Annotated in this window: 12 protein-coding genes and 1 tRNA gene; 3 read left to right on the plus strand and 10 right to left on the minus strand. The window is 60.6% G+C overall.

The genetic code is table 11. The features are described 5' to 3' along the window. Nucleotides 1-161: 161 nt before the first annotated feature. Nucleotides 162-2,084 (minus strand): phosphodiesterase DibA, encoded by a 1,923-nt coding sequence (dibA, locus tag GVN17_RS13910; RefSeq protein WP_166595838.1) that lies wholly within the window; start codon nucleotides 2,082-2,084, stop codon nucleotides 162-164. 178 nt (nucleotides 2,085-2,262) lie between these two features. Between dibA and desA the strand changes: the two genes are divergently transcribed. After that, entirely contained in the window at nucleotides 2,263-3,447 is a 1,185-nt protein-coding gene (desA, locus tag GVN17_RS13915; RefSeq protein ID WP_166595839.1) for a delta-9 fatty acid desaturase DesA, read from the plus strand. 140 nt (nucleotides 3,448-3,587) lie between these two features. Then, the gene (locus tag GVN17_RS13920) at nucleotides 3,588-4,565 is read left to right on the plus strand and encodes a sensor domain-containing diguanylate cyclase (protein ID WP_178115725.1); all 978 of its coding nucleotides are present in this window, start codon (nucleotides 3,588-3,590) and stop codon (nucleotides 4,563-4,565) included. A gap of 183 nt (nucleotides 4,566-4,748) precedes the next feature. Here the strand turns inward: GVN17_RS13920 and GVN17_RS13925 are convergent, their stop codons facing one another. The 4 genes from GVN17_RS13925 to GVN17_RS13940 all read right to left on the minus strand — a co-directional run bounded on the left by GVN17_RS13925 (nucleotide 4,749) and on the right by GVN17_RS13940 (nucleotide 11,794). Then, a complete protein-coding gene (locus GVN17_RS13925) occupies nucleotides 4,749-5,969 on the minus strand; it encodes an HDOD domain-containing protein (RefSeq protein WP_166595899.1) in 1,221 nt (406 codons plus the stop codon). Between the two features lie 163 nt (nucleotides 5,970-6,132). Next, nucleotides 6,133-7,413 carry a 4-aminobutyrate--2-oxoglutarate transaminase gene (gene gabT / locus GVN17_RS13930; protein WP_166595840.1) on the minus strand — a complete coding sequence of 427 codons (1,281 nt, stop codon included), beginning with the start codon at nucleotides 7,411-7,413 and terminating at the stop codon, nucleotides 6,133-6,135. A gap of 175 nt (nucleotides 7,414-7,588) precedes the next feature. After that, on the minus strand, nucleotides 7,589-9,031 hold the full coding sequence (gene gabD, locus GVN17_RS13935; protein WP_166595841.1) for an NADP-dependent succinate-semialdehyde dehydrogenase: 1,443 nt from the start codon (nucleotides 9,029-9,031) through the stop codon (nucleotides 7,589-7,591). A gap of 255 nt (nucleotides 9,032-9,286) precedes the next feature. Further along, nucleotides 9,287-11,794 (minus strand): dermonecrotic toxin domain-containing protein, encoded by a 2,508-nt coding sequence (locus GVN17_RS13940; protein WP_166595842.1) that lies wholly within the window; start codon nucleotides 11,792-11,794, stop codon nucleotides 9,287-9,289. A 217-nt stretch (nucleotides 11,795-12,011) separates the two neighbouring features. Here GVN17_RS13940 and GVN17_RS13945 point away from each other — a divergent pair. Then, a tRNA-Arg gene (locus GVN17_RS13945) sits at nucleotides 12,012-12,088 on the plus strand. 169 nt (nucleotides 12,089-12,257) lie between these two features. Here GVN17_RS13945 and tagQ read toward each other — a convergent pair. From tagQ to GVN17_RS13970, 5 genes are all read right to left on the minus strand, one after another. After that, a complete protein-coding gene (gene tagQ / locus GVN17_RS13950; protein ID WP_166595843.1) occupies nucleotides 12,258-13,199 on the minus strand; it encodes a type VI secretion system-associated lipoprotein TagQ in 942 nt (313 codons plus the stop codon). 82 nt (nucleotides 13,200-13,281) lie between these two features. Further along, nucleotides 13,282-14,973 carry an SUMF1/EgtB/PvdO family nonheme iron enzyme gene (locus GVN17_RS13955; protein WP_166595900.1) on the minus strand — a complete coding sequence of 564 codons (1,692 nt, stop codon included), beginning with the start codon at nucleotides 14,971-14,973 and terminating at the stop codon, nucleotides 13,282-13,284. A 34-nt stretch (nucleotides 14,974-15,007) separates the two neighbouring features. Then, entirely contained in the window at nucleotides 15,008-16,210 is a 1,203-nt protein-coding gene (locus GVN17_RS13960; RefSeq protein WP_166595844.1) for an ABC transporter permease, read from the minus strand. Further along, nucleotides 16,210-16,926: an ABC transporter ATP-binding protein gene (locus GVN17_RS13965; protein ID WP_166595845.1), complete on the minus strand. Its 717-nt coding sequence runs from the start codon at nucleotides 16,924-16,926 to the stop codon at nucleotides 16,210-16,212. Before GVN17_RS13965 ends, GVN17_RS13960 begins: the two co-directional genes overlap by 1 nt. Continuing rightward, nucleotides 16,926-20,006 (minus strand): serine/threonine-protein kinase, encoded by a 3,081-nt coding sequence (locus GVN17_RS13970; protein ID WP_166595846.1) that lies wholly within the window; start codon nucleotides 20,004-20,006, stop codon nucleotides 16,926-16,928. Before GVN17_RS13970 ends, GVN17_RS13965 begins: the two co-directional genes overlap by 1 nt. Between the last annotated feature and the right edge of the window lie 3 nt (nucleotides 20,007-20,009).

Genomic DNA, 20,009 nt, shown 5'->3' on the forward strand with positions numbered 1-20,009 from the left:
CAACGACATCGCGAGCAAGCTCACTCCTACAAGATCACCACGATTTTCGCTGTAGGGGCGAATTCATTCGCGAATGGTCGCTACAGACAATACAACTCCATCGCCTCTGCTATTTCGCAAATAAATTCGCTTCTGCAGGTCGATGCCTGACTACCGGAATGTCAGCTCAACGCAAACACCGGCGCATGCTGCCAATCGATCTGAGCCGCAGGCATAGGCCGGGCAAACCAGTAGCCCTGGCCCAACTCGCATTCGCTGTTCAGCAGAAAATTTGCCTGATCGGCCTGCTCGATACCTTCAGCCAACACCCGCATGCCCATGGCTTGGGCCAGCGCGATGACCGCGTGAACGATGGCGATGTCGTCTTCATCTTCCGGAAGGCCCGCAACAAATCCCTGATCGATTTTCAGCTTCTGCACCGGCATCCGCTTGAGTCGTAGCAGCGACGAATACCCCGTGCCGAAATCGTCGATAGACAGCTTGAGGCCCAGTTCACGCAAACGATGCATTTGTTCAATGGCCTGTTCAGGATCGTCCATGATCGCGCTTTCAGTCACTTCAAGCTCCAGATAACCCGGCGCCAGCCCGGTTTCATGCAGCACCTGAGCGACCCTCCGATCCAGATCGCCGCGGCCGAACAGGCGGCTGGACACGTTGACCGCCACAAACGACAGGGCCACTCCGTCCTTGAGCCACTGGCGCATTTGCCGACAGGCTTCGGTCAGCACCCAGTTGTCGATCTCCGCGATCAGTCCGCTTTGTTCGGCAACGGGAATGAAGTCGCCGGGCGAGACCATCCCGCGCTGCGGATGCTGCCAACGCACCAGCGCCTCGACGCCCTCGATGCGGCGGGTGCGCAGATTGTGGATCGGCTGATAGAACACGCGCAGTTCGTTCTGCACGATCGCCTGCCGCAATTCAACCGCCAGCTCGACTCGACGCTGGGCGCGCGCCGTGAGTTCTTCGGTGTACAGGGCGTAGCGTTCACGCCCTTGGCTTTTGGCAAGAAACAGCGCGGCATCGGCGTTGCGCAACAATTGCTCGGCGCTAATCGCGTCGTGGGGAAAAATGCTGATGCCGATACTCGCCGAGAGAAACAGCGGCTGGCCGTCGATGACGAACGGTTCGCGCATCCCGTCGAGAATGCCTTGCGCCAGTTCTGCCGCCTGCACAGCTTGATTCGGGTTCTCGACCAATACGGCGAACTCGTCCCCACCCAAGCGTGCCAGCGTGAGGCCCTTCTCCAGAAAACTCGCCAACCGTTCACCCACCGCCTTGAGTACTTCATCACCCAGGTTGTGCCCGAGGCTGTCGTTGATGTGCTGGAAGTGGTCCAGATCGATCAAAAGCAGCGCCAGATTTTCTTTCTTGCGCCGAGCATGGGTGAGCGCTTGCTCGGCCCGGTCGCTGAACAGCAAGCGGTTGGGCAGTTCAGTCAGTGCGTCGTAATGGGCCAGGTGGACCAATTCACGCTCGGAATGCTTGATGGAGGTGATGTCGGAAAACACCGCGACGTAATGCGTAATGGCGCCCTGATCATCCTTGATAGAACGAATGCTTTGCCATTGCGGGTAAATTTCGCCACTTTTGCGCCGGTTCCAGATCTCGCCACTCCACTGGCCCGCGCTGGAAATGGTCTTGTACATGCGCGCGTAGAATTCGGGGCCGTGCCGCCCGGACTTGAACTTCTGCGGCGTCAGGCCCAGCACTTCGTCTTGCTGATAGCCCGTGATTTCCATGAAGGCGCGGTTCACGTGAACGATCACGCCCTTGGCATCGGTCACCAGCACCCCTTCCAGTGTGCTGTCGAAGACCGCTGCCGCCAGACGCAAGCGTTGAATGTCCTCTTTTCGGCGTTGGCGGGCCTTGACGCCCATGAAGCTCAGCAGCCGGAATCGTGCGAAGTAGACGCATAGCGCACTCATTGCCAGCCAGGCATAACCGCTCATCAGTTGAGCACGGGCCAACTGAACCGAATCTTCGATCAAAAGCGGGAGCACGTAGTCGGTGAACGCCAGCCAGAAAATCGACAGCAGCCCATACAACAGCGCGGTTTTGAGCGCATCTCGGGTAATCACTGACATGGAAAACCAGAAACCTTACGAAAGGACGGGATTATAGAGTAAGAAACATCCTGCGACGCTTATCTAAAACACCGACTGGTTTTATCTGGTGGCTAAGTGATAATGCGCGCTGTCGTCTCAGGGTCGGTGTTCACCGCCCTGCACCCCGCATGCGTTACAACCGAGGGCAACTCAGCCTATGTGGAACAACGGTCTGCTCGACCTGTCCGTCTGGCAATTGGTCGCAGTCATTCTGGCGATGACTCACGTCACCATCGTCAGCGTCACGGTTTATCTCCATCGCTACTCTGCTCACCGCTCGCTGGAACTCAACGCCGGGCTCAAGCACTTTTTCCGTTTCTGGCTGTGGCTGACCACGGCGCAGAACACCCGCGAGTGGACGGCCATCCACCGCAAGCATCACGCCAAATGCGAAACCGAAGATGACCCGCACAGCCCGGTCATCAAAGGCCTGTCTACGGTCTTGCGCAAAGGCGCCGAGTTGTACCGCGCCGAGGCAGAAAATCCCGAGACACTGCGCATTTACGGCAAGAACTGCCCGGAAGACTGGATCGAGCGCAACCTTTACTCGCGCTACCCGCTTTTGGGCGTGGCGATCATGGGCGTCCTTGACCTTGCGCTGTTCGGTGTCATCGGCATCACCGTCTGGGCGATCCAGATGATGTGGATTCCGGTGTGGGCCGCTGGCGTGGTCAACGGCCTGGGTCATGCGGTCGGCTATCGCAATTTCGAATGCCGGGATGCCGCGACCAATCTGGTGCCATGGGGCATCCTGATCGGCGGCGAAGAGCTGCACAACAATCACCACACCTATCCGAACTCGGCCAAGCTGTCGGTCAAGCGTTGGGAGTTCGACATGGGCTGGGCGTGGATCAAAGTGTTCTGCTGGCTGCGTCTGGCCAAGGTTCAGCGCGTGGCGCCGATTGCCCACCGGGTCGCGGGCAAAGGGCACGTGGACATGGACACCGCCATGGCCATCCTCAACAACCGGTTCCAGATCATGGCGCAGTACCGCAAGCTGGTGATCGCGCCGCTGGTCAAGCAGGAACTTGCCAAGGCCGACGAGTCGGTCCGTCATCAGTTCCGCCGGGCCAAACGGCTGCTGTCTCGCGAAACCAGCCTGCTGGAAGACAAGCACCAAGTGCGCATCCAGACCATGCTGGAACATAGCCAGGCGCTGAAAGTGATCTACGAAAAACGCCTCGCGTTGCAGCAGATCTGGGCCCGCACCAGCAGCAACGGCCACGACATGCTCGCCGCCATCAAAGACTGGGTCCACGAAGCGGAAGCCAGCGGCATCCAGTCCCTGCGCGACTTCGCAGACCAGCTGAAAACCTACTCGCTACGCCCCTCTCACGTTTAGGCCGCTTATCGGCGCCCATCCATCCGGATGGGCGCCCGTCGGAACTTCGTGCCACTACGCCGATCTCATTATCACCTTCGCACTATGCTGTGTGACATGTTGTGGCTGTGCGCCGCACCTTATATTGAGATGCAGTGCTCATGGACAACCAGACGCCTTCTATCGACACACCCGCCACAGCAGAAACCCTTCTGGCGCTGATGCACGCCCAAGCGGAAGTTGCCCGACTGAGCGAACGTGAACAGCTGTTCAGCTCGCTGCTGGTGAGTGTCAACGCCGTACTCTGGGCATTCGACTGGCAAACCCAGCGCATGATCTACGTCAGCCCCGCCTACGAGCGCATCTTTGGTCGTTCGGCTGGCCTGCTGCTGGCCGATTACAACGAATGGCGCGACAGCATTTATCCGGATGACCTCGACTACGCCGAGCGCAGCCTGAGTGAAGTGCTGGAAAAGGGCTCCATTGAAGACCGCGAATACCGGATCATCCGAGCCGACGGCCAGGTTCGTTGGCTGAGCGACAAATGCTTCGTCAGCCATCAGGCCGAGCACGGGCAGCGTCTGGTCGTGGTGGGCATCGCGGAAGACATCACTGAGAAGAAGCAGCTTGAAGACGAGCTGCAACGCTTGGCCACCACCGACGTCCTCACTCAAAGCAGCAACCGTCGCCATTTCTTCGAATGCGCCCAGCGCGAGTTCGAACAGGCCCGTTTGCAAGGCACGCCCATGGCGTTTCTGCTGCTGGACGTGGATGACTTCAAGCTGGTCAACGACACCTACGGCCACCAGGAAGGCGACATCGTGCTCCAGCGCATTGCCGAATGCGGCCGCACGACGCTGCGTCGGGGCGACCTGTTCGGGCGCATTGGCGGGGAAGAGTTCGCGGCGGTGTTCATTGGCTGCGCGCCGGACATGGCCAAGCAGATCGCGGAGCGGCTGCAGCGGGAAATCCAACGGCTGAGCTTTCAGCGGGATGACAAAACGTTCGGCATCACGGCCAGCCAGGGCCTGACCAACCTGGGCAGCAACGACCAGAGCCTCGAAGCCCTCTTCGCCCGCGCGGATGCGGCGATGTATCAGGCCAAGCGTCAGGGCAAGAATCAGATTGTGTTGGTGTAGCGCTCGCTGTCGCCGTAAAAATACCTGTGGGAGCGAATTCATTCGCGAAGAGGCCGAGACAGGCGATAAATCTCCAGCGGCCCCCGATCTTTCGCGAATGAATTCGCTCCCACAGTTAAGCCCGAGTATGGCCGGCCTTTGCGGCGCGGACGCAGATGTGTGGAAGCGCCTTCTGAGAGTGAATCAGGCGACGAGCTTGTTCCGCACCCGCTCCAGATCGGACGCGTTGACCTTCAGCAACCGCGCCGATTTGCTCTTGGCCAGCGCCTCCAGCGGGTCTTCCTGACCGAGACGGCCCATCTGCCCCGCCAGGTTCATGGCCAGCACTTCGCGGGTGTAGACCCCGGTGGTGTACTGATACACCGCTGCGATCAATTCGCGCAGCTCCAACGGAATACGCCAGCGCGTACGCAGGGCCGAGCCGAATGCGGCCGCATATTGGTCCAGCGCGTGGGCGATGGTCGCATCGTCTAGCACGCCTCCGGCCTGTAGCCATTCCTGAAGGCAGCGAATCACCGACAGATCACCCAACCCTCTGAGCAAGCCCGCGCAATAGCAACGCTCGTGGTCCAGATCCAATGTGCGCGCCAGAATCCGCGCATATCCCGCTGTTCGCCGTGAAACGTCCCACACCTGGCTGGCCTGAATGATCAGCGACGGGTCCGTCAGGATCGCGCCCCGCTTGAGCGCCAGCCCTTGAATCAAATTGGCGCTCTGAGTCGCGCCCAGCACGGTCAGTGCCTGTCCGAGGGTCTGCTGGGGCTTGCCTTGATGCTGCGAAGCGCTGTTCGCCGCGGCAATCAACACCGCGGTAACGTGAGGGTCGTCGGTCAATTCTTGTTCAAGACGTTTGAGGTCGATGCCCGCAGGCGTGCGACAGCGAGTCAGCGCTTCGCGCACATCGACGTACAACGGGCCGCCGTCCGCCAGTTCTCGACGTTTTTCCAAAAAGGCATCCAGCCCGACGCCAGGCGCCAGCGCGGGCACCTCGCAGGCGACCTGTGCGCCGTCCTTCAGCAACAGATTTTCCAGCCGCTGACGCAGGCTTTCGATGTTCAGCGGCTTGGTCAGATAGGCCGTCGGCGCCAACTGCACGGCTTCGCGCACGCTGGCACTGTCGTTACGGTTGCTGAGCAGGATAAAACGCACTGGCGGCTGGCGCTTAAGGAGACGCACCCCACGCAGCAGGGTCAGGCCATCAACGCCCGGAAGCTCTCGGGAGGCGATCACCAGATCCGGGATGTAGCCACGCATCAGCTCCACCGCCTGCTTGCCGTCCGAGCACACATCCAGTTGCGCGTCGCAGCGCACGTCCAGAACCAGCTCATTGAGCATCTCACGTGCCCAAGGATCGCTTTCGGCAATCAAAATACGAGGAACAGCAGGTGCCTCTACAACGGTCATCATGACTCTCCGGCATCAGTCTTCGTACCTTAGTCAAAGAGCGGCGTGCGAGACAGGTTTTAAGCGACTTTTCTGACGTCAATAAACGAAAAAACCTGCCGAAGCAGGTTTTTTCTGACGAAGTGGTCACATTTTGATCAATGTGACTCTTTTCAAGGACGCATCAGGCGATCTCAGCGAAGCACTCTTCGATGATCTTCAGGCCTTTGTCCAACTGCTCGTCAGGCGAGGTCAGCGGGACCAGCACGCGCAGAACGTTGCCGTAGGTGCCGCACGACAACAGGATCAGACCTTTCTCGCGAGCCTTGGCCACGACGGACGCCACAGCCGCCGCGTTCGGCTTGTGGGTGTCGCCGTTTTCAAAGCACTCGACCGCAATCATTGCGCCTAGAGCACGCACTTCACCGATGACCGGGTGCTTGGCCTGGATGGCTTTCAAACCAGTGACCAGACGCTCGCCAACCGCTTTGCAGCGATCCAGCAGATGCTCTTCTTCGAACACGTCCATCACCGCCAACGCAGCGGCGCAGGCAATCGGGCTACCCGCGTAGGTGCCGCCCAAGCCACCTGGTGCGATAGCGTCCATGTATTCGGCCTTGCCGCAAACGCCTGCGAGCGGGAAGCCGCCAGCGATGGATTTGGCGAAGGTGGTCAGGTCGGCAGTGACGCCCATCTGTTCCATGGCAAAGAAGGTGCCGGTACGGCCAGCGCCGGTCTGCACTTCGTCAGCGATCAGCAGGATGCCGTGCTTGTCGCACAGTTCGCGCAGGCGAGCCATGAACGCTTTAGGCGCGACGTAGAAACCGCCTTCGCCCTGCACCGGCTCGATAATGATCGCGGCGATGTCTTTTGGCTCGGCGTCGTTCTTGAAGATGCGCTCGATGCTGGCGATGGAGTCGTCAACGCTCACGCCGTGCAGTTCGTTCGGGTAGATGGCGCGGAAGATGCCACCTGGCATCAGGCCCATGCCAGCCGAGTACGGCACGACTTTACCGGTCAGACCCAGGGTCATCATGGTGCGGCCGTGGTACGCGCCGGTGAATGCGATCACGCCAGCACGGCCAGTGGCAGCGCGGGCAATCTTGACGGCGTTCTCTACGGCTTCGGAGCCGGTGGTGACCAGCAGGGTTTTCTTGTCGAAATTGCCTGGGACCTTGGCGTTTATTTTTTCGCACAGCTCAACGTAGGGCTCGTACGCCAATACCTGGAAGCAGGTGTGAGTCAGCTTGGTCAATTGCTCTTGAACGGCAGCGACGATTTTCGGGTGCAGGTGACCGGTGTTCAGCACAGCGATACCGCCGGCGAAGTCGATAAACTCACGACCTTCAACGTCAGTTACGGTAGCGTTCTTCGCGGATTCGGCGAAGATCGGGTGAATTTGGCCAACGCCACGGGGTACAGCGGCTTCACGGCGTTTCATCAAGGATGCGTTTGTTTTGCTCATGTCTTCCTCATTCACCGCTCATCGGGCGGCGTGGTTCAAGGATAAAGCGGCGGGGGTCAACAGCGGCAGCATACGATGATCGACTGCCGCGGCCTCCCGGCCAGCGAATGGGTTTTGCTGCTACAAACACCCGCGCAACGTCGCTCTCGCGCTGCGCGGGTCGGATATCGCTGCCTTAAACAGAGAGGCAGAGGTATTTGATTTCCAGATAATCTTCGATACCGTATTTCGAGCCTTCACGACCCAGGCCCGAGGCCTTCACACCGCCAAATGGCGCGACTTCATTGGAAATCAGGCCGGTGTTGATGCCTACCATGCCGTACTCCAGCGCTTCGGCCACACGGAACACGCGGCTCATGTTCTGGGCGTAGAAGTACGACGCCAGACCGAACTCGGTGTCGTTGGCCATGGCGATCACTTCAGCTTCGTCTTTGAAGCGGAACAGTGGCGCCAACGGGCCAAAGGTTTCTTCCTTGGCCACGGCTGCGTCTTTGGACACGTTGACCAGAATAGTCGGTTCGAAGAAGTTGCCTTCCAGGCTGTTGCCACCGCTCAGCACTTTCGCGCCTTTGCCCAGCGCATCAGCGATGTGCTCCTTGACCTTGGCGACCGCTTTTTCGTCGATCAACGGGCCAGTGGTGGTGCCCTCAGCCAGGCCGTCGCCGACTTTCAACTTGGCGACTGCCGCCTGCAGTTTCTCGGCGAACGCGTCGTAGACCGAATCCTGCACATAGATGCGGTTGGCGCAGACGCAGGTCTGACCGTTGTTGCGGTATTTGGAGATGATCGCGCCTTCGACGGCCTTATCCAGGTCCGCGTCGTCGAACACGATGAATGGCGCGTTGCCGCCCAGTTCCAGCGAGACTTTTTTGATGTCGTGGGCACATTCGGCCATCAACTGACGCCCGATTTCGGTCGAGCCGGTGAACGACAGTTTGCGCACGATCGGGTTGCTGGTCAGCTCGGAACCGATGTCGCCCGCGCTGCCGGTGACGACGCTGAACACGCCAGCGGGAATGCCCGCTCGCTCGGCCAGTTCAGCCAGCGCCAGTGCGGAGTAAGGGGTTTGCGAAGCAGGTTTGAGGACCATGGTGCAACCGGCGGCCAGCGCAGGGCCGGCTTTGCGGGTGATCATCGCAGCCGGGAAGTTCCACGGGGTGATCGCAGCGGTCACGCCGATTGGCTGCTTCAGCACGATCAGGCGTTTGTCAGGCTGGTGGCCCGGAATGACATCGCCATAAATACGCTTGGCTTCTTCGGAGAACCACTCGATGAAGGATGCCGCGTAAGCGATTTCGCCCTTGGCTTCGGCCAGCGGCTTGCCCTGCTCCAGAGTCATCAGGCGACCGAGGTCGTCCTGGTTTTCGATCATCAGCTCGAACCAGCGACGCAGCTTGGCGCCACGCTCTTTGGCGGTCAGTGCACGCCAGGCGGGCAGCGCCTTGTCGGCAGCTTCGATGGCACGGCGGGTTTCGGCAGCGCCCATTTTCGGCACGGTGCCGAGAATCTCGTTGTTCGACGGATTGTTTACCTTGATGGTCTGGCCGCTGTCGGCATCGGCCCAGGCGCCATTGATGTACGCCTGCTGGCGGAACAACTTCGAATCTTTGAGCTGCATGTCGGCCTCCTAAACAGCACCGCGCAAGGCGGAGCGAATTATTGATTGTTCAAAGGCGCCTCTGCCGAGGCTGCCGTCAGGAAAACATTCGCCGGGCCCCGCACGCACGGATCGCGAAAAGCGCGGGTGACCGAACGGGAGCGTTTGAAATCTCAAACGAATCCTAGGTTCAAGAACAACAAAGGACAATAGGGTGTTCGAAAAAAAGAACAAACGCGCCCGATTTACGAAACGTTCCGGATCAGTGGGTCCTCATCAAGGCCACTGGGCAGCGGGAAAGAACCGCTCGACCAACGATGCATGCCGCACGCGGTTGACATACGCCACACGGTCGAAGGGTTCCCCCGTACGCAAGTCATAGACAGTGCCTACATCCGGTTTGTCCACTTCACGCAGCCTTACCCTGACGAAGTGATAGTGCTCTCCTCGCACTTCTCGCACAGATTCGATGCGCAGATAGCGACCGGGGGTGAACACGACCTCCGCCTCTGCGGTGCTCAGCGACATTGGCCCGATGGGAACGCCACTGTTCATGCCCTTGCCAATCAGTTCATAGACCACCGAGGTGTCGTCGAAGACGTTGACCCGCTTCAACCCTTTTACCTGCTTCGGTGCTACAAAATCGCGTAACGCGTAGGGGTTTTCCGTAAACGACGTAATGTCCGTGGTGACCAGTACGTCGCCCACGGTTAGCTCTCCATTACGGAACTGCCCGCCGCCGGTCGCTCGCGCACCACTGCCCCCGCGCCATAAACGCACGGCTTCGCTGCGGGGCAACTGCTCCAGCGAATCGAACAGGTCATTCAGGTAAGCGACCATCTCATTGTCGATCTCCACGCCATGGCGGAACACGCCGTTGGCCTGCGTCAACTCATCGGTGTACGCAGCGACCAGATCATTGTTGAAGTATTCCTCGTCGACCCAGGTGTAAAACGGCTTGTCGTCCTTGAGCAGATAACGAAACTGCCGCGGGTTCTCCAACAACGGATTGCTCATCGAAGGGCTGGGCAGCGCGATTGTGGATAACGTTTCGCGCTGGCGTTCGAGCAACGCCTGCGACATCTCCCAGTGCGACTCATAGTTAGCCTGCATGTAGGTGTCCCAGAATCCCGAAGCAACCGTTTCCAATTGGCCGGACACCGCCAGTTCGGGCTGGGCGACTTCGAGCGGCGTCCACATGAAATCGGTCACCACTTGCATCCGGGTGTTCGGCAGGAAGGCGTACGGATCGTCATCATCCACCGCCAACCATCCCTCGGCCTCGGGGCTGTGCCTAACCCGGAGGGTCAGGTCGTTCATCTCGATCCAGGTCGAACCGTCATCATCGATGCTAACGCCATCAAGCATTCCCGGCGTGGTCATCGGCTCTGGAACGATGCGATTGCCGTCCAGACTCTCCAGCTCGTCATTCAACCGGTCAGTTGGCTCTAACACCCGAGTGGCGATTAGCCGCTCATGGGGCGGGGCCTGAAAATGCAGCGCCTTGACGCCCAGCCCGACATCAATGATCGAGAACACCGCAGCGACCGTGTCCGCCACCGCCGAGATGACCGCCTGCGTGCGCTCGACCACAGACCGAGCGCGCACCGCTGCGTCAATGTCCAGCGACAGGCGCGCCACGCCCGCTCCCAGCACCACCAGTCCCAGCGGCCACGCCAATACGGCAAAACCTCCGAACACCCCAAGAAATGCTCCGAGATACCCGCGCCAGAGCGACTTGCGCAAATCGGCGTTACTGACGGCCATCGTGTGGCTGACGGCAAGATCCGTCTTGGCCCAATCCCGCATTTCGGCAAACAGATCGCCCGTCACCCGCCGACCTACCCCGAATGGCCAGGCCGGCGCTTCCGCGGGCCCAAACCGCTTCAACAGGTTGCTCATCGCCTGCTGATGAGCCTCAGCGCCTGACTGCTGATGTACGCGAAACAGCGCATCAAAGGCTTCACGCGAGCGAAGCTGACGGCTCAGCCAATGCACCAGATCGCCGTGGTTGGCGAACGCGCGCGGCAGCCACTCGGTACCAGGGCAATACAACACGGTGCGGCCATCGTCAGCACGCAATGTGATCAGATGCCCCCCACCCGTTGCGAGGTAATGCCGAATGTGGAACGCGTGGGCAGGCGTCGGCATTTGGAGTTGCGTCAGCGTCACACCGCCTTGCCCTACTCTCAGCCACGCGCGCAGGCGCTGACGGTCGGAAGCCAACAGCGCGCCTTGATTTACCGCCTCATCAAGACTCGCGAGGAGCCGCACTTTCGCCAGCAGCGCAAAATCATCGCCATGTTCACGCCAGAAGCGTTCAGTGCGCTGCGCCAGAAGCGACGCAAAATCCATCGCCCACAAATCGCCCATCACCTTGCCCGGTTCGAGCGGAACCTCATTGTGCTGACCGTATTCACGAGCCCCGCTGCTTCGGTTATAGAAACCGCCATAAACCGGCAACACATCGGGGGCGACCTGAAAACCGTCGTTGAAACGGTGAATAAGCAACTGCGTGAACGTCATCGACTGTTTAGGCGGCCCGCTGTGACGCCAACCGGTAAACGTCGGCGCGCTGGCTGCACCGTCGAACACGTTCCACCACACCCGATCCGGGTCCAGCGGCTTGCCGGTGTGCTTGAGCAGGTACTCACCCGCCGTCTTGCGCGCCAGCTTATAAAGATCAGGCCACGCCTCTAAATAGCCACGTGCCTTCGCCATCACCGCCCGCGCATCCGCCATCGAATGCAGACTGCGTTCAAAGTGTTCGAGGTCGATCGCCATCCTGAAAGTCCTTGCTGATTGAAAGACCGTCAAGGAAGCAGCTGGCGCACTGGGATATGCGGTACATAGATACCGCTGAAGGCGGAAGGTAGTGGGTTAATCTGGCCGCGCATGACCAGAACGGCCACGCCCCGAGGGTCATTTGTCAGGGCGAAACAAACGGTAAGTCAATGCAATGGACGCTTTGGACCGAGATGGGTATCATGGCGCCCGCGTTGCACCTGTAGCTCAGCTGGATAGAGTACTGCCCTCCGAAGGCAGGGGTCGTGGGTTCGAATCCCGCCAGGTGCGCCATCTTCGATCCTGAGTCATGCACAGCAGACCGGGACCCGCTTTATAAAGAAGCCCGCCGATGCGCGGGCTTTTTTGTGGGCGCTGTCCCGTCCTGAAACAGGTCAATAAAAAAACCGGCCCCACTCTCTAAGAAGGGCCGGCTTTTTGTCACTCACTTACCCCAAACTAATCAAACATTCGGGCAAGGCACCGGTGCCCAGTCGCCGAGGTCCGGGTTTTTGCACATGGCGTTGACTTGGGACTGGCCGGTCGCGGCGACCTGCTGGCCTGCGGCCTGTTTGGTTTTTGCGTCCTGGATGGTCTTCTCGGTGGCAACTGCTTCTTGAGGTACGGTTGGCAGTTTTTTCTTCGCCGGTGCTTTCTTTTTGCTGGTTACAGGGGTGACAGGAGTGGTGTCTGCAGCCGCGACGGTGGCCACGTCGGCGCGTTGAACGCCTACGGTTTGCAGGTCTTTTTCGTACGCTTGGGTGTAGTTGTCGAGGTTTTCACCGGTGCGGCCGTTTACGGCGGTGATCAGGTCGTTGGACTCTTTGAGGCCTGCAACGATTTCAGCCAGACGCTTGCGGCCTTCGATGTCGTTCATGGTCTTGGCTTTGCGCGCGGAGAGGAGTTTGGTGAACTCGCCCTGATAGCACGTCTGCGACGCTTTGGCGTAACCGACGCTGCGGTCGATGTCGGCGGCGCTCTTGTCGATATCGGTGGCGTAGGAGCCGATGCGCTGGTTGTCGTCGGTGATCTGTTTTTGTTTCTCGGTGTAATAGCCAGCCGCGCCACCTACCAAAGCACCACCGGCGACGCCAATGGCGACGTTGCGCGCGCGGTCTTGGGAGTTGCCGACCAAGGCCCCGGCCAATGCGCCGCCCAGCGCCCCCACAGCAGCCCCGCCGATCACGGATTTGCTTACATCAGAGTCAGTCTGACGCAAGTGCTGCACCGGCTCGTAGCACGTCGGGTAGTACTCGACCTTGGTGCTGGCGCCGACCTTGGACACAGGCGAGTTGGCGCATCCCGCCATCAGTACGAAGCCAAATCCTGCGGCGACCAACAACAGCCCACGGCATTTGGAGTTCGAAACCACAGTGTTAACAGCAGGGTTACGGGATAACTGCATGGTGATGCTCTCTTTTTTGGTTTTACAACGCCGGAGGCGAATGACCGTCCGGACTCCCTTTAAGCTCGCTGGACAACGACCGTCATGGTTGAGCGGTCGAAGCGAGCAATTCCTTCAGAATCGCTTGTGGGTCCGCGCGGTTTTGCTGGCGGTAGTTGCTCACATGGCGAACGAATAACGTGGCGCGGGCGACCAGGCTCTTGCCCAGCACCGGTTTGCGATTGAGTTCTTCCTTGACCCGCTGGAACTGCGCCTGAATCACCGCGTCGGTGTAGCGCGTGCCGGTGGCAAGGTTGTCGATGTAGATGGCGACGGCCCCGTCCAGCGCACTGCTGCCGTTTTCGATGGCCACTGCGAACAGCTTGGCGCTGGCTTCATCCTTGGCATCGGCGGCCTGTTTTTGGCTCTTGCGCAGATTGGTGAGGCGAATGTTGTAGTTGTTGATGGTTTCAGCGACGAGGGCCGAGGACTGGATCAGGTTGCCGGCTGCTTCTTCGCGTTGTTGGGCGATGAGTGAGACGTTGCGCTTGAGCTCTTCGTTGACCAGCCCCAGTTCGGCTTGCAGGCGAGGGTCGGTGCTGGCGGCGATGATGGTGTCGAGGCGCTTGGTCGGGTCTTGGGCGTCGTCGATGGCGTCGGTCAACGAGGCCAGTCGCCCTTCTTTCTGCCATTGCTCGAACAGCTCTTTATAGCGGGAGCGCGGGGCAGACAGCGCCCCAATGGCGACTCGGAACCCGGTGGTTTCGTTGCTTTGCTCGGTGCCGTCGGCGGCGAACAGCGGGTACTCGCGGCGCATGCCCGTGAACAGCGTGCCCTCGCCTTCCAGGTAATTGCCGCCCTTGGCCACGAAGCCGCCGTACGCCCCTTGGCGCCGTCCTGCGTGCACGAGCTGGAATGACTCTTGAACCATTTCCGCAGCGTTGCCGATCACGTCGAACAAGCCGATGGGGTTGGGCAACTTGGTCCCGATGGGCATGAGGCGTGCGGCCTGTCCGGTGCCGCCCGCGACCTGGTTGAAGACTGCCCAGTCGCCCAGCGGGCCGTCCGTTTCGCTGCCTTCGACGCGACGTGGAAACAACCGGCCTTCAAGCTCCTGACGGCTGACGGCCTGAGCACCACGGGCAGCGTATTCCCACTCGACCTCCGTCGGCAGGCGCACGAAACCTACGCCGCCGTCATCTTCGGTTTTTCCCCGTCCGCTGACGGGCAGCAGATCGCGGTGATATTTCATCAGCCAGGCGCTGTAAACCGCCGAAAAACGTTCGGCTTCGAAGCGCGACAGCTTGACCTTGGGCAAGCGGCCCGCCATGCCTTCCGGCGCCTCACAGGCGGGGCCCGGCTCGCCACTGGCCAAGGACTGAGCCTGTGACATCACCTGGGCATATTGTCGAGCCGTGACTTCGTACTTACCGATGAAATACAGCATCGGCTTAAGCGGCGTGGCAGCGTCGGTCTTCGGCAACTGCGGGCTGATGCTCTTGCGCCAGTCGCCGGGCAGGTCGTTGAGGGTGAACTGGCCGTTGATGAAGTCACGCCGGTAACCGGAAATGAACGACTGCTTATACCCCGCCTCGCCCTCGCTGAACGGGTAGCCGAGGCTGACTTCGCGATCGTCCAGCGTGCCTTGGGCCAACACATAGACGTAGCGGAACACCATCTCGCCATCGCACGGCAACGGCAGCACCACATCGTCGGCCAAGGGTTTGGGGTTATCCAGCGTGTTTTCGTCGGCTGCCAGCAGTCCCGAAGACAGGCCGAGGCACGCGCAGATCATTGCGGCGGCCCTTATGTTGAACGCGCTGCACCACTTAAACATCGCGTATTCCTTCCGAAGCTTCGATGCGCGCCACACGCCAGCCACCCAATGCCGCCGCCATCGCACTGGCACCGAGCACCGCCAGCAGGGCCACGCAGTAATGACGTATCAGCAGATGGCTGGCGTATTCGCCCGGCACCTGCACGAACAGATGGTTGAGGCCGCGCTCGGCCAAGCCGTAGAGCGCAAAGCTGATGATCGCGGCCAGCACCCCGCTGTAGATCGCTTGCAGGACGACGAACAGCAACAGCGCGCCGGTGCTGAAACCAATCAAGCGCAGCACCGACAGCTCGCGACGCTTGCGCTCGACCGACGCCAAGGACCCGGCGAACACCGCGGCGATGGCACCGGCGACCGCGAGCGCAGCAATGATCCAGAAGACCAGCGTGAGGTTGCGGCTAAGGGACTGAACCTGAGCGATGGTCTGTGCCTGAGTCGACACCAACAGGTGCTGCTCAGCGAAATACACACGCAGCGGTTCGACGTCAGTCAGGTTGCGGGCGTAAAGCCGAAACGCTGGAAATACGCGCGTTTGAACGGTTTCGGGCCTCTCGCCCGCCCAGCCCATGGCCTCCACGGCGCGCCCGTCGCGGTAATCTTCCACAGCCTCCAACAGGGCGAGGGAGGTGAAGATTCCATCACGGCCAAACGCCTCAAGCGGCAAGATCCCCGTGACCTGCAATCGGGTGTGCTGGGCCTGTGGTTGTCCTGCGACCTGACGGGTGAAGGTGGCGTCCAACCAATCCCCGGCTTTGGCGCCGAGCTTTTCCGCCGCGGTCTGGGTCAGCAGTACGCGGTCCAGTTCGTTCGGCGCCAAGGCAGTGCCCAGCAGCGGATCGCCCACGGCAGTGGGGATCATTTCGACATTGAGCACTGAATCTTGCGCAGGCATCGACAGGTCCGCCGTCGCCGCAATCTGCCGAGTGCGAGGTAACGCGAATGCCACGTCCGGACGTTTCGCCAACGCATTGATGAATTCGGCATTGAAACGACCGCCGCCCATGGGGATCACTTCACGCACGGTGGGGTCACGTTCAAGGCGCTCGGTGAGGCTGCCCACCAGTCCGAACTTCAGCCCGAACAGGACGAGCAAGGGCGCGATAACCGCGACCAGCGCCAACACCGCACACGCCGACAGTCGCGAATCGGCGCGAAAATCCTGCCAGGCCAGCGACATCACCAGAGCCATACGCATCAGCGTGCGTCCTCCAGCGTTGCGGTCACGCCACCATCGTCATCACGTGAACACGCAATCCGCAGTGGATGCAGACCCGCATTACGCGCCAGCCCTTCGTCATGGGTCGCGATCACGCAGCAGGCGCCCTGCTCTCGTACGCGGCCCAACAACAATTGCATGACACGCAAGGCGTTCAGCGGGTCGAGCGAAGCCGTGGGTTCATCGGCGAGCAGCAAGTGCGGATGATGAGCCAACGCCCGGGCGCAGCTGACCCGTTGCCGCTGCCCGACAGAGAGCGTGTGGGGCTTTTTGTGCAAGTGTTCGCTCACTTCCAACTGCGCGGCCAATCGTTCGACTGAGCCGTCGTCGGCCAGCCCCAGCAATTGACGCGGTAGGTTGATGTTGCTTCGAACATCGAGGTAGCCCAGCAGTCCACCGGTTTGCAGCACATAGCCAATCTGCTGACTGCGCAGCTGCGCCAGCTGATTCTGTTGCGCCTCACGCCACAGCCCGGAGACATCGACATGCCCCCGCTCGCTGACGAAATCAAACCGCTGCGCCGCATCGGGCGAGAGAACCAGCGCCAGCAGGTCGAGGACGGTGCTTTTGCCGGACCCGCTGGGGCCGACCAACGCAAACTGCCTGCCCGCCGCCAACTCCAGTCGCGGAATCACCAGACTGTAACGCTGGCTGCCTTCGCCTCGCGTCTTGCGCACGTCTCGCAGACTCATCATCACGGCAGCGTCGACAACGGAACGCGGTACAGCGCATCACCCGGCTCGGCGTCGCCGAAACGGACCCAATTCGCCAGATCGTTGTGGAAGGTCTCGTAGAGGCGAATTTTCGAATCCAGCTCGTCGATAAAATCTTCCTGTTCGGCCACGCTCAGCGACAACCACAGATCCTGGGTCATGCTCAGGGATTTGCTGCGATACGGCAGGCCGTCCAGATACTCGCCCAGCACCCCGCTCTGCGCGAGGTTGCCGCCCTTGCGCAAGGCTGACGGATCGCGGCTCATGTAGGCGCTGGCGCTGGCAATTTCCTGAAAGAAGTCCTTGGGTGAGCTTTGGGTTTTACGCGCGGCATCGACGATCAGTTTCAGCGATTGCTGAAGGTCATTGAGCTGCAATTTGCTGAGCATCACGCACACCTGAAACTCGGGAAGCGTCGGGTTGGTGAGGTCGCGGTCTGCCGTCCAGGCGCTGACCAGTTGCGGCGCGCGCACGCCGGTCTGCTGACCGAGGAAGTCCATGCGCATCGCGTAGCCGATGGCGGCCGATTTGTCGGCGACAGTCGGGGCCGCTGGAAGCGTTGGCGCGACCTGGGGTTGATTGCTGCGCACCTGATGCACCAGATCGGCGAAGACGGAGCCGATCTCGGCCACGCGGTCACCGAATTTCTGCACATCGCCGCCCGGCACGGGCACGTACAAATCGCCAATCTGCGGGTTCGCGTCGGCCGTCAGCGTGCGGTATTGCTGTTCGGCGAAAGCGTGGTTTTTCTTGCCCGCATCGGTTTTGAGGTGCAGCGCGTAGATCTTGATCTGCTTGCCCAGCGCGGCCTGCCGCACTTCAGCCTCGTTCATCTGCGTACTGCTGTAAGGGTCATTCTTGCGCAGGGAACCGGCGTCGCTGACCAGCAGAATCAGGCGTCCGCCGTACCCCGACCAGTCCATGCCATTGACCGCCTGCATCACTCCGGCGAAGGCATCTTCGTTGAAGGAGTGGCTCGAAACGTGGGTGGCCTTGACCTGCCGCGCCAGCTCCAGAAAGCGCTGCGGGTCGCGGCCTTGCTCCAGCGTGACCAATGTCTTGCTCAGGTATTCCAGGCCCGGCGTCTTGCTGACGTTATTGCGAAAGCCCACCAGCCCGAAGCTGACGTTATCCAGCTCGCCGCGCTTGCCGATCTGGTTTTGCAACTCGGCGACCACATCACGCACCTGATCAATGTAGGGCTGCATCGACACCGACGTGTCCACCACCAGCACCACCCCGGTGCGGAAGGCGTCTTTGCTGGCAACCGTCTTGATCTGCTCACCCGAGGCCGTGCGTTGCGGGGTGTTGCCGGGATCGATGGAGGCGACGTTCAGCAGTTGGACCGGCTGACCGTTCTGATCAAAGGTCTCTTTGGCGTCGAAGATCGGCAGCAGGTAGAACTGGTTCTGCGGCACTGCACTCGCTGCGGGTTCCAGCGCCAGCACTTGATGGCTGGCGTCGGCGTTTTTCTGCGCATCCAGCAGCAGTTTTTTCGCGGCCGCAGGGTCATTCAGCAGCTTCTCCAGTTGCTTTGGCTCACGCATGAACATCGCCGGAGCGCGTCCTGAGCGTTCGCTGAATTTCAGCACCAGACTTTGCTTCCAGTCGCTGACTTGATCCGCTGGCAGCCAGCCTTCGCTATGACCGTCACTGCTCGCGCCGACGCGCAGCCACTCGCTACCATTCACGGTTTTGCGCTGATAGACGTACAGCACCGAAAACGCTGGGAGCGCTTGATCGCCCATTGTCCCGGCGTCTGCGGAAAACTTCGCACCCGGTTTGCTTAGCACACGCTGGAACAGCGTTTTTTTGTTCGCCATCAACAATGGGCGATCCCCACCATCAGCCTCCACCACTGAGGCTTGTGCAGGGGGTGTGACAGGTGTTTTTTCAGGCGATGCAGGGGACGTCTGTGTTGGGCTGGCGACAGGCGGCTTAGTAGCAGGGATCGTTGAAGCGGTTGCGGTTGAAGCCACCACAGGCTTGCCGTCGCTCAACCACCAATACCCGCCAAGACCCAATCCCAGTGCTGCCGCAATCGCCACGCCCAGCAAAGCCAGCACGGGACCTTTGCGCTGTCCGGACTGACTCGACGCTTCGCCCGCAGGCATGGGTCTCACCGGTGGTTCAGGCTGCTGCGGAGGCAAATCGGGTATTTCGATAGAGACAGGCGTCAGGCCAGCCAAATCGGTTTTCGGCGCAGGCTCGACGTGCAAGTCCGCTGGCGGCAGCGGCAAGACACGAATCTGCGTCGCGTCGATGTTGTCAGGCGGCAGGTTATCCAGCGCGGCGATCAGCTCGGCGGCGTCGGAGAACCGGTCATCGCGATCCTTGGCCAGCAATTTGGTGAGGATGTGCTGATAACGCCCGTGATGAATCGGCAGTTCCGGCAGTGGCTCGGTCAGGTGCGCGAGCGCTGTCGAGAGCGCATCGGTACCGTTGTAAGGCAGCTTTCCGACCAGCATTTCGTAAAGCACGACACCCAGCGCATAGAGGTCAGCGCGACCGTCGATTTCCAGCCCGCGCGCCTGTTCGGGACTCATGTAACTCGGGGTGCCGACGGCGAAACCGGCTTGGGTGAACTGTGTGCGGTCGTCCAGCGATTTGGCGATGCCGAAGTCCGACAACACCGCCGAGCCATTGGCGCGGAACAGGATGTTGGCGGGCTTCACATCGCGGTGCACCAACCCCTGCGCGTGGGCATAGCCCAGCGCCGAGGCGATCTGGCGAATGTAGGTCAGGCCCTGTTCGGCACTCATGCCCGCCGCAACGCGTTCTTTCAGCGTGCCGTTGGGCAGGTATTCCATGGCCATGTAATACAGCGCGCCGACATTGCCGATGTCGTGGATGGTGACCGTGTGCGGGTGCGACAGGCGCGCCAGGGTTTTGCCTTCGCGCAAAAAACGCTCGCAGAACGTGGCGTCGGCCGCCAGCGCTGCCGCCATGATTTTCAAAGCGACCTTGCGCTCCAGCGAGCGTTGGGTGGCGAGATAGACGGTGGCCATGGCGCCTTCGCCAATCTCACCTTCTATGTCGAATCCGGGAATCTGTATGTCCATATC

It is taken from the genome of Pseudomonas sp. SLFW, from assembly GCF_009905615.1.
Lineage (GTDB): Bacteria > Pseudomonadota > Gammaproteobacteria > Pseudomonadales > Pseudomonadaceae > Aquipseudomonas > Aquipseudomonas bambusae.

Excerpts from the sequence above, each read along its gene's own strand:
- dibA (WP_166595838.1), bottom strand. The coding sequence starts at position 2,084 with ATGTCAGTGATTACCCGAGATGCGCTCAAAACCGCGCTGTTGTATGGG.
- desA (WP_166595839.1), top strand. The coding sequence starts at position 2,263 with ATGTGGAACAACGGTCTGCTCGACCTGTCCGTCTGGCAATTGGTCGCA.
- GVN17_RS13920 (WP_178115725.1), top strand. The coding sequence starts at position 3,588 with ATGGACAACCAGACGCCTTCTATCGACACACCCGCCACAGCAGAAACC.
- GVN17_RS13925 (WP_166595899.1), bottom strand. The coding sequence starts at position 5,969 with ATGACCGTTGTAGAGGCACCTGCTGTTCCTCGTATTTTGATTGCCGAA.
- gabT (WP_166595840.1), bottom strand. The coding sequence starts at position 7,413 with ATGAGCAAAACAAACGCATCCTTGATGAAACGCCGTGAAGCCGCTGTA.
- gabD (WP_166595841.1), bottom strand. The coding sequence starts at position 9,031 with ATGCAGCTCAAAGATTCGAAGTTGTTCCGCCAGCAGGCGTACATCAAT.
- GVN17_RS13940 (WP_166595842.1), bottom strand. The coding sequence starts at position 11,794 with ATGGCGATCGACCTCGAACACTTTGAACGCAGTCTGCATTCGATGGCG.
- tagQ (WP_166595843.1), bottom strand. The coding sequence starts at position 13,199 with ATGCAGTTATCCCGTAACCCTGCTGTTAACACTGTGGTTTCGAACTCC.
- GVN17_RS13955 (WP_166595900.1), bottom strand. The coding sequence starts at position 14,973 with ATGATCTGCGCGTGCCTCGGCCTGTCTTCGGGACTGCTGGCAGCCGAC.
- GVN17_RS13960 (WP_166595844.1), bottom strand. The coding sequence starts at position 16,210 with ATGCGTATGGCTCTGGTGATGTCGCTGGCCTGGCAGGATTTTCGCGCC.
- GVN17_RS13965 (WP_166595845.1), bottom strand. The coding sequence starts at position 16,926 with ATGATGAGTCTGCGAGACGTGCGCAAGACGCGAGGCGAAGGCAGCCAG.
- GVN17_RS13970 (WP_166595846.1), bottom strand. The coding sequence starts at position 20,006 with ATGGACATACAGATTCCCGGATTCGACATAGAAGGTGAGATTGGCGAA.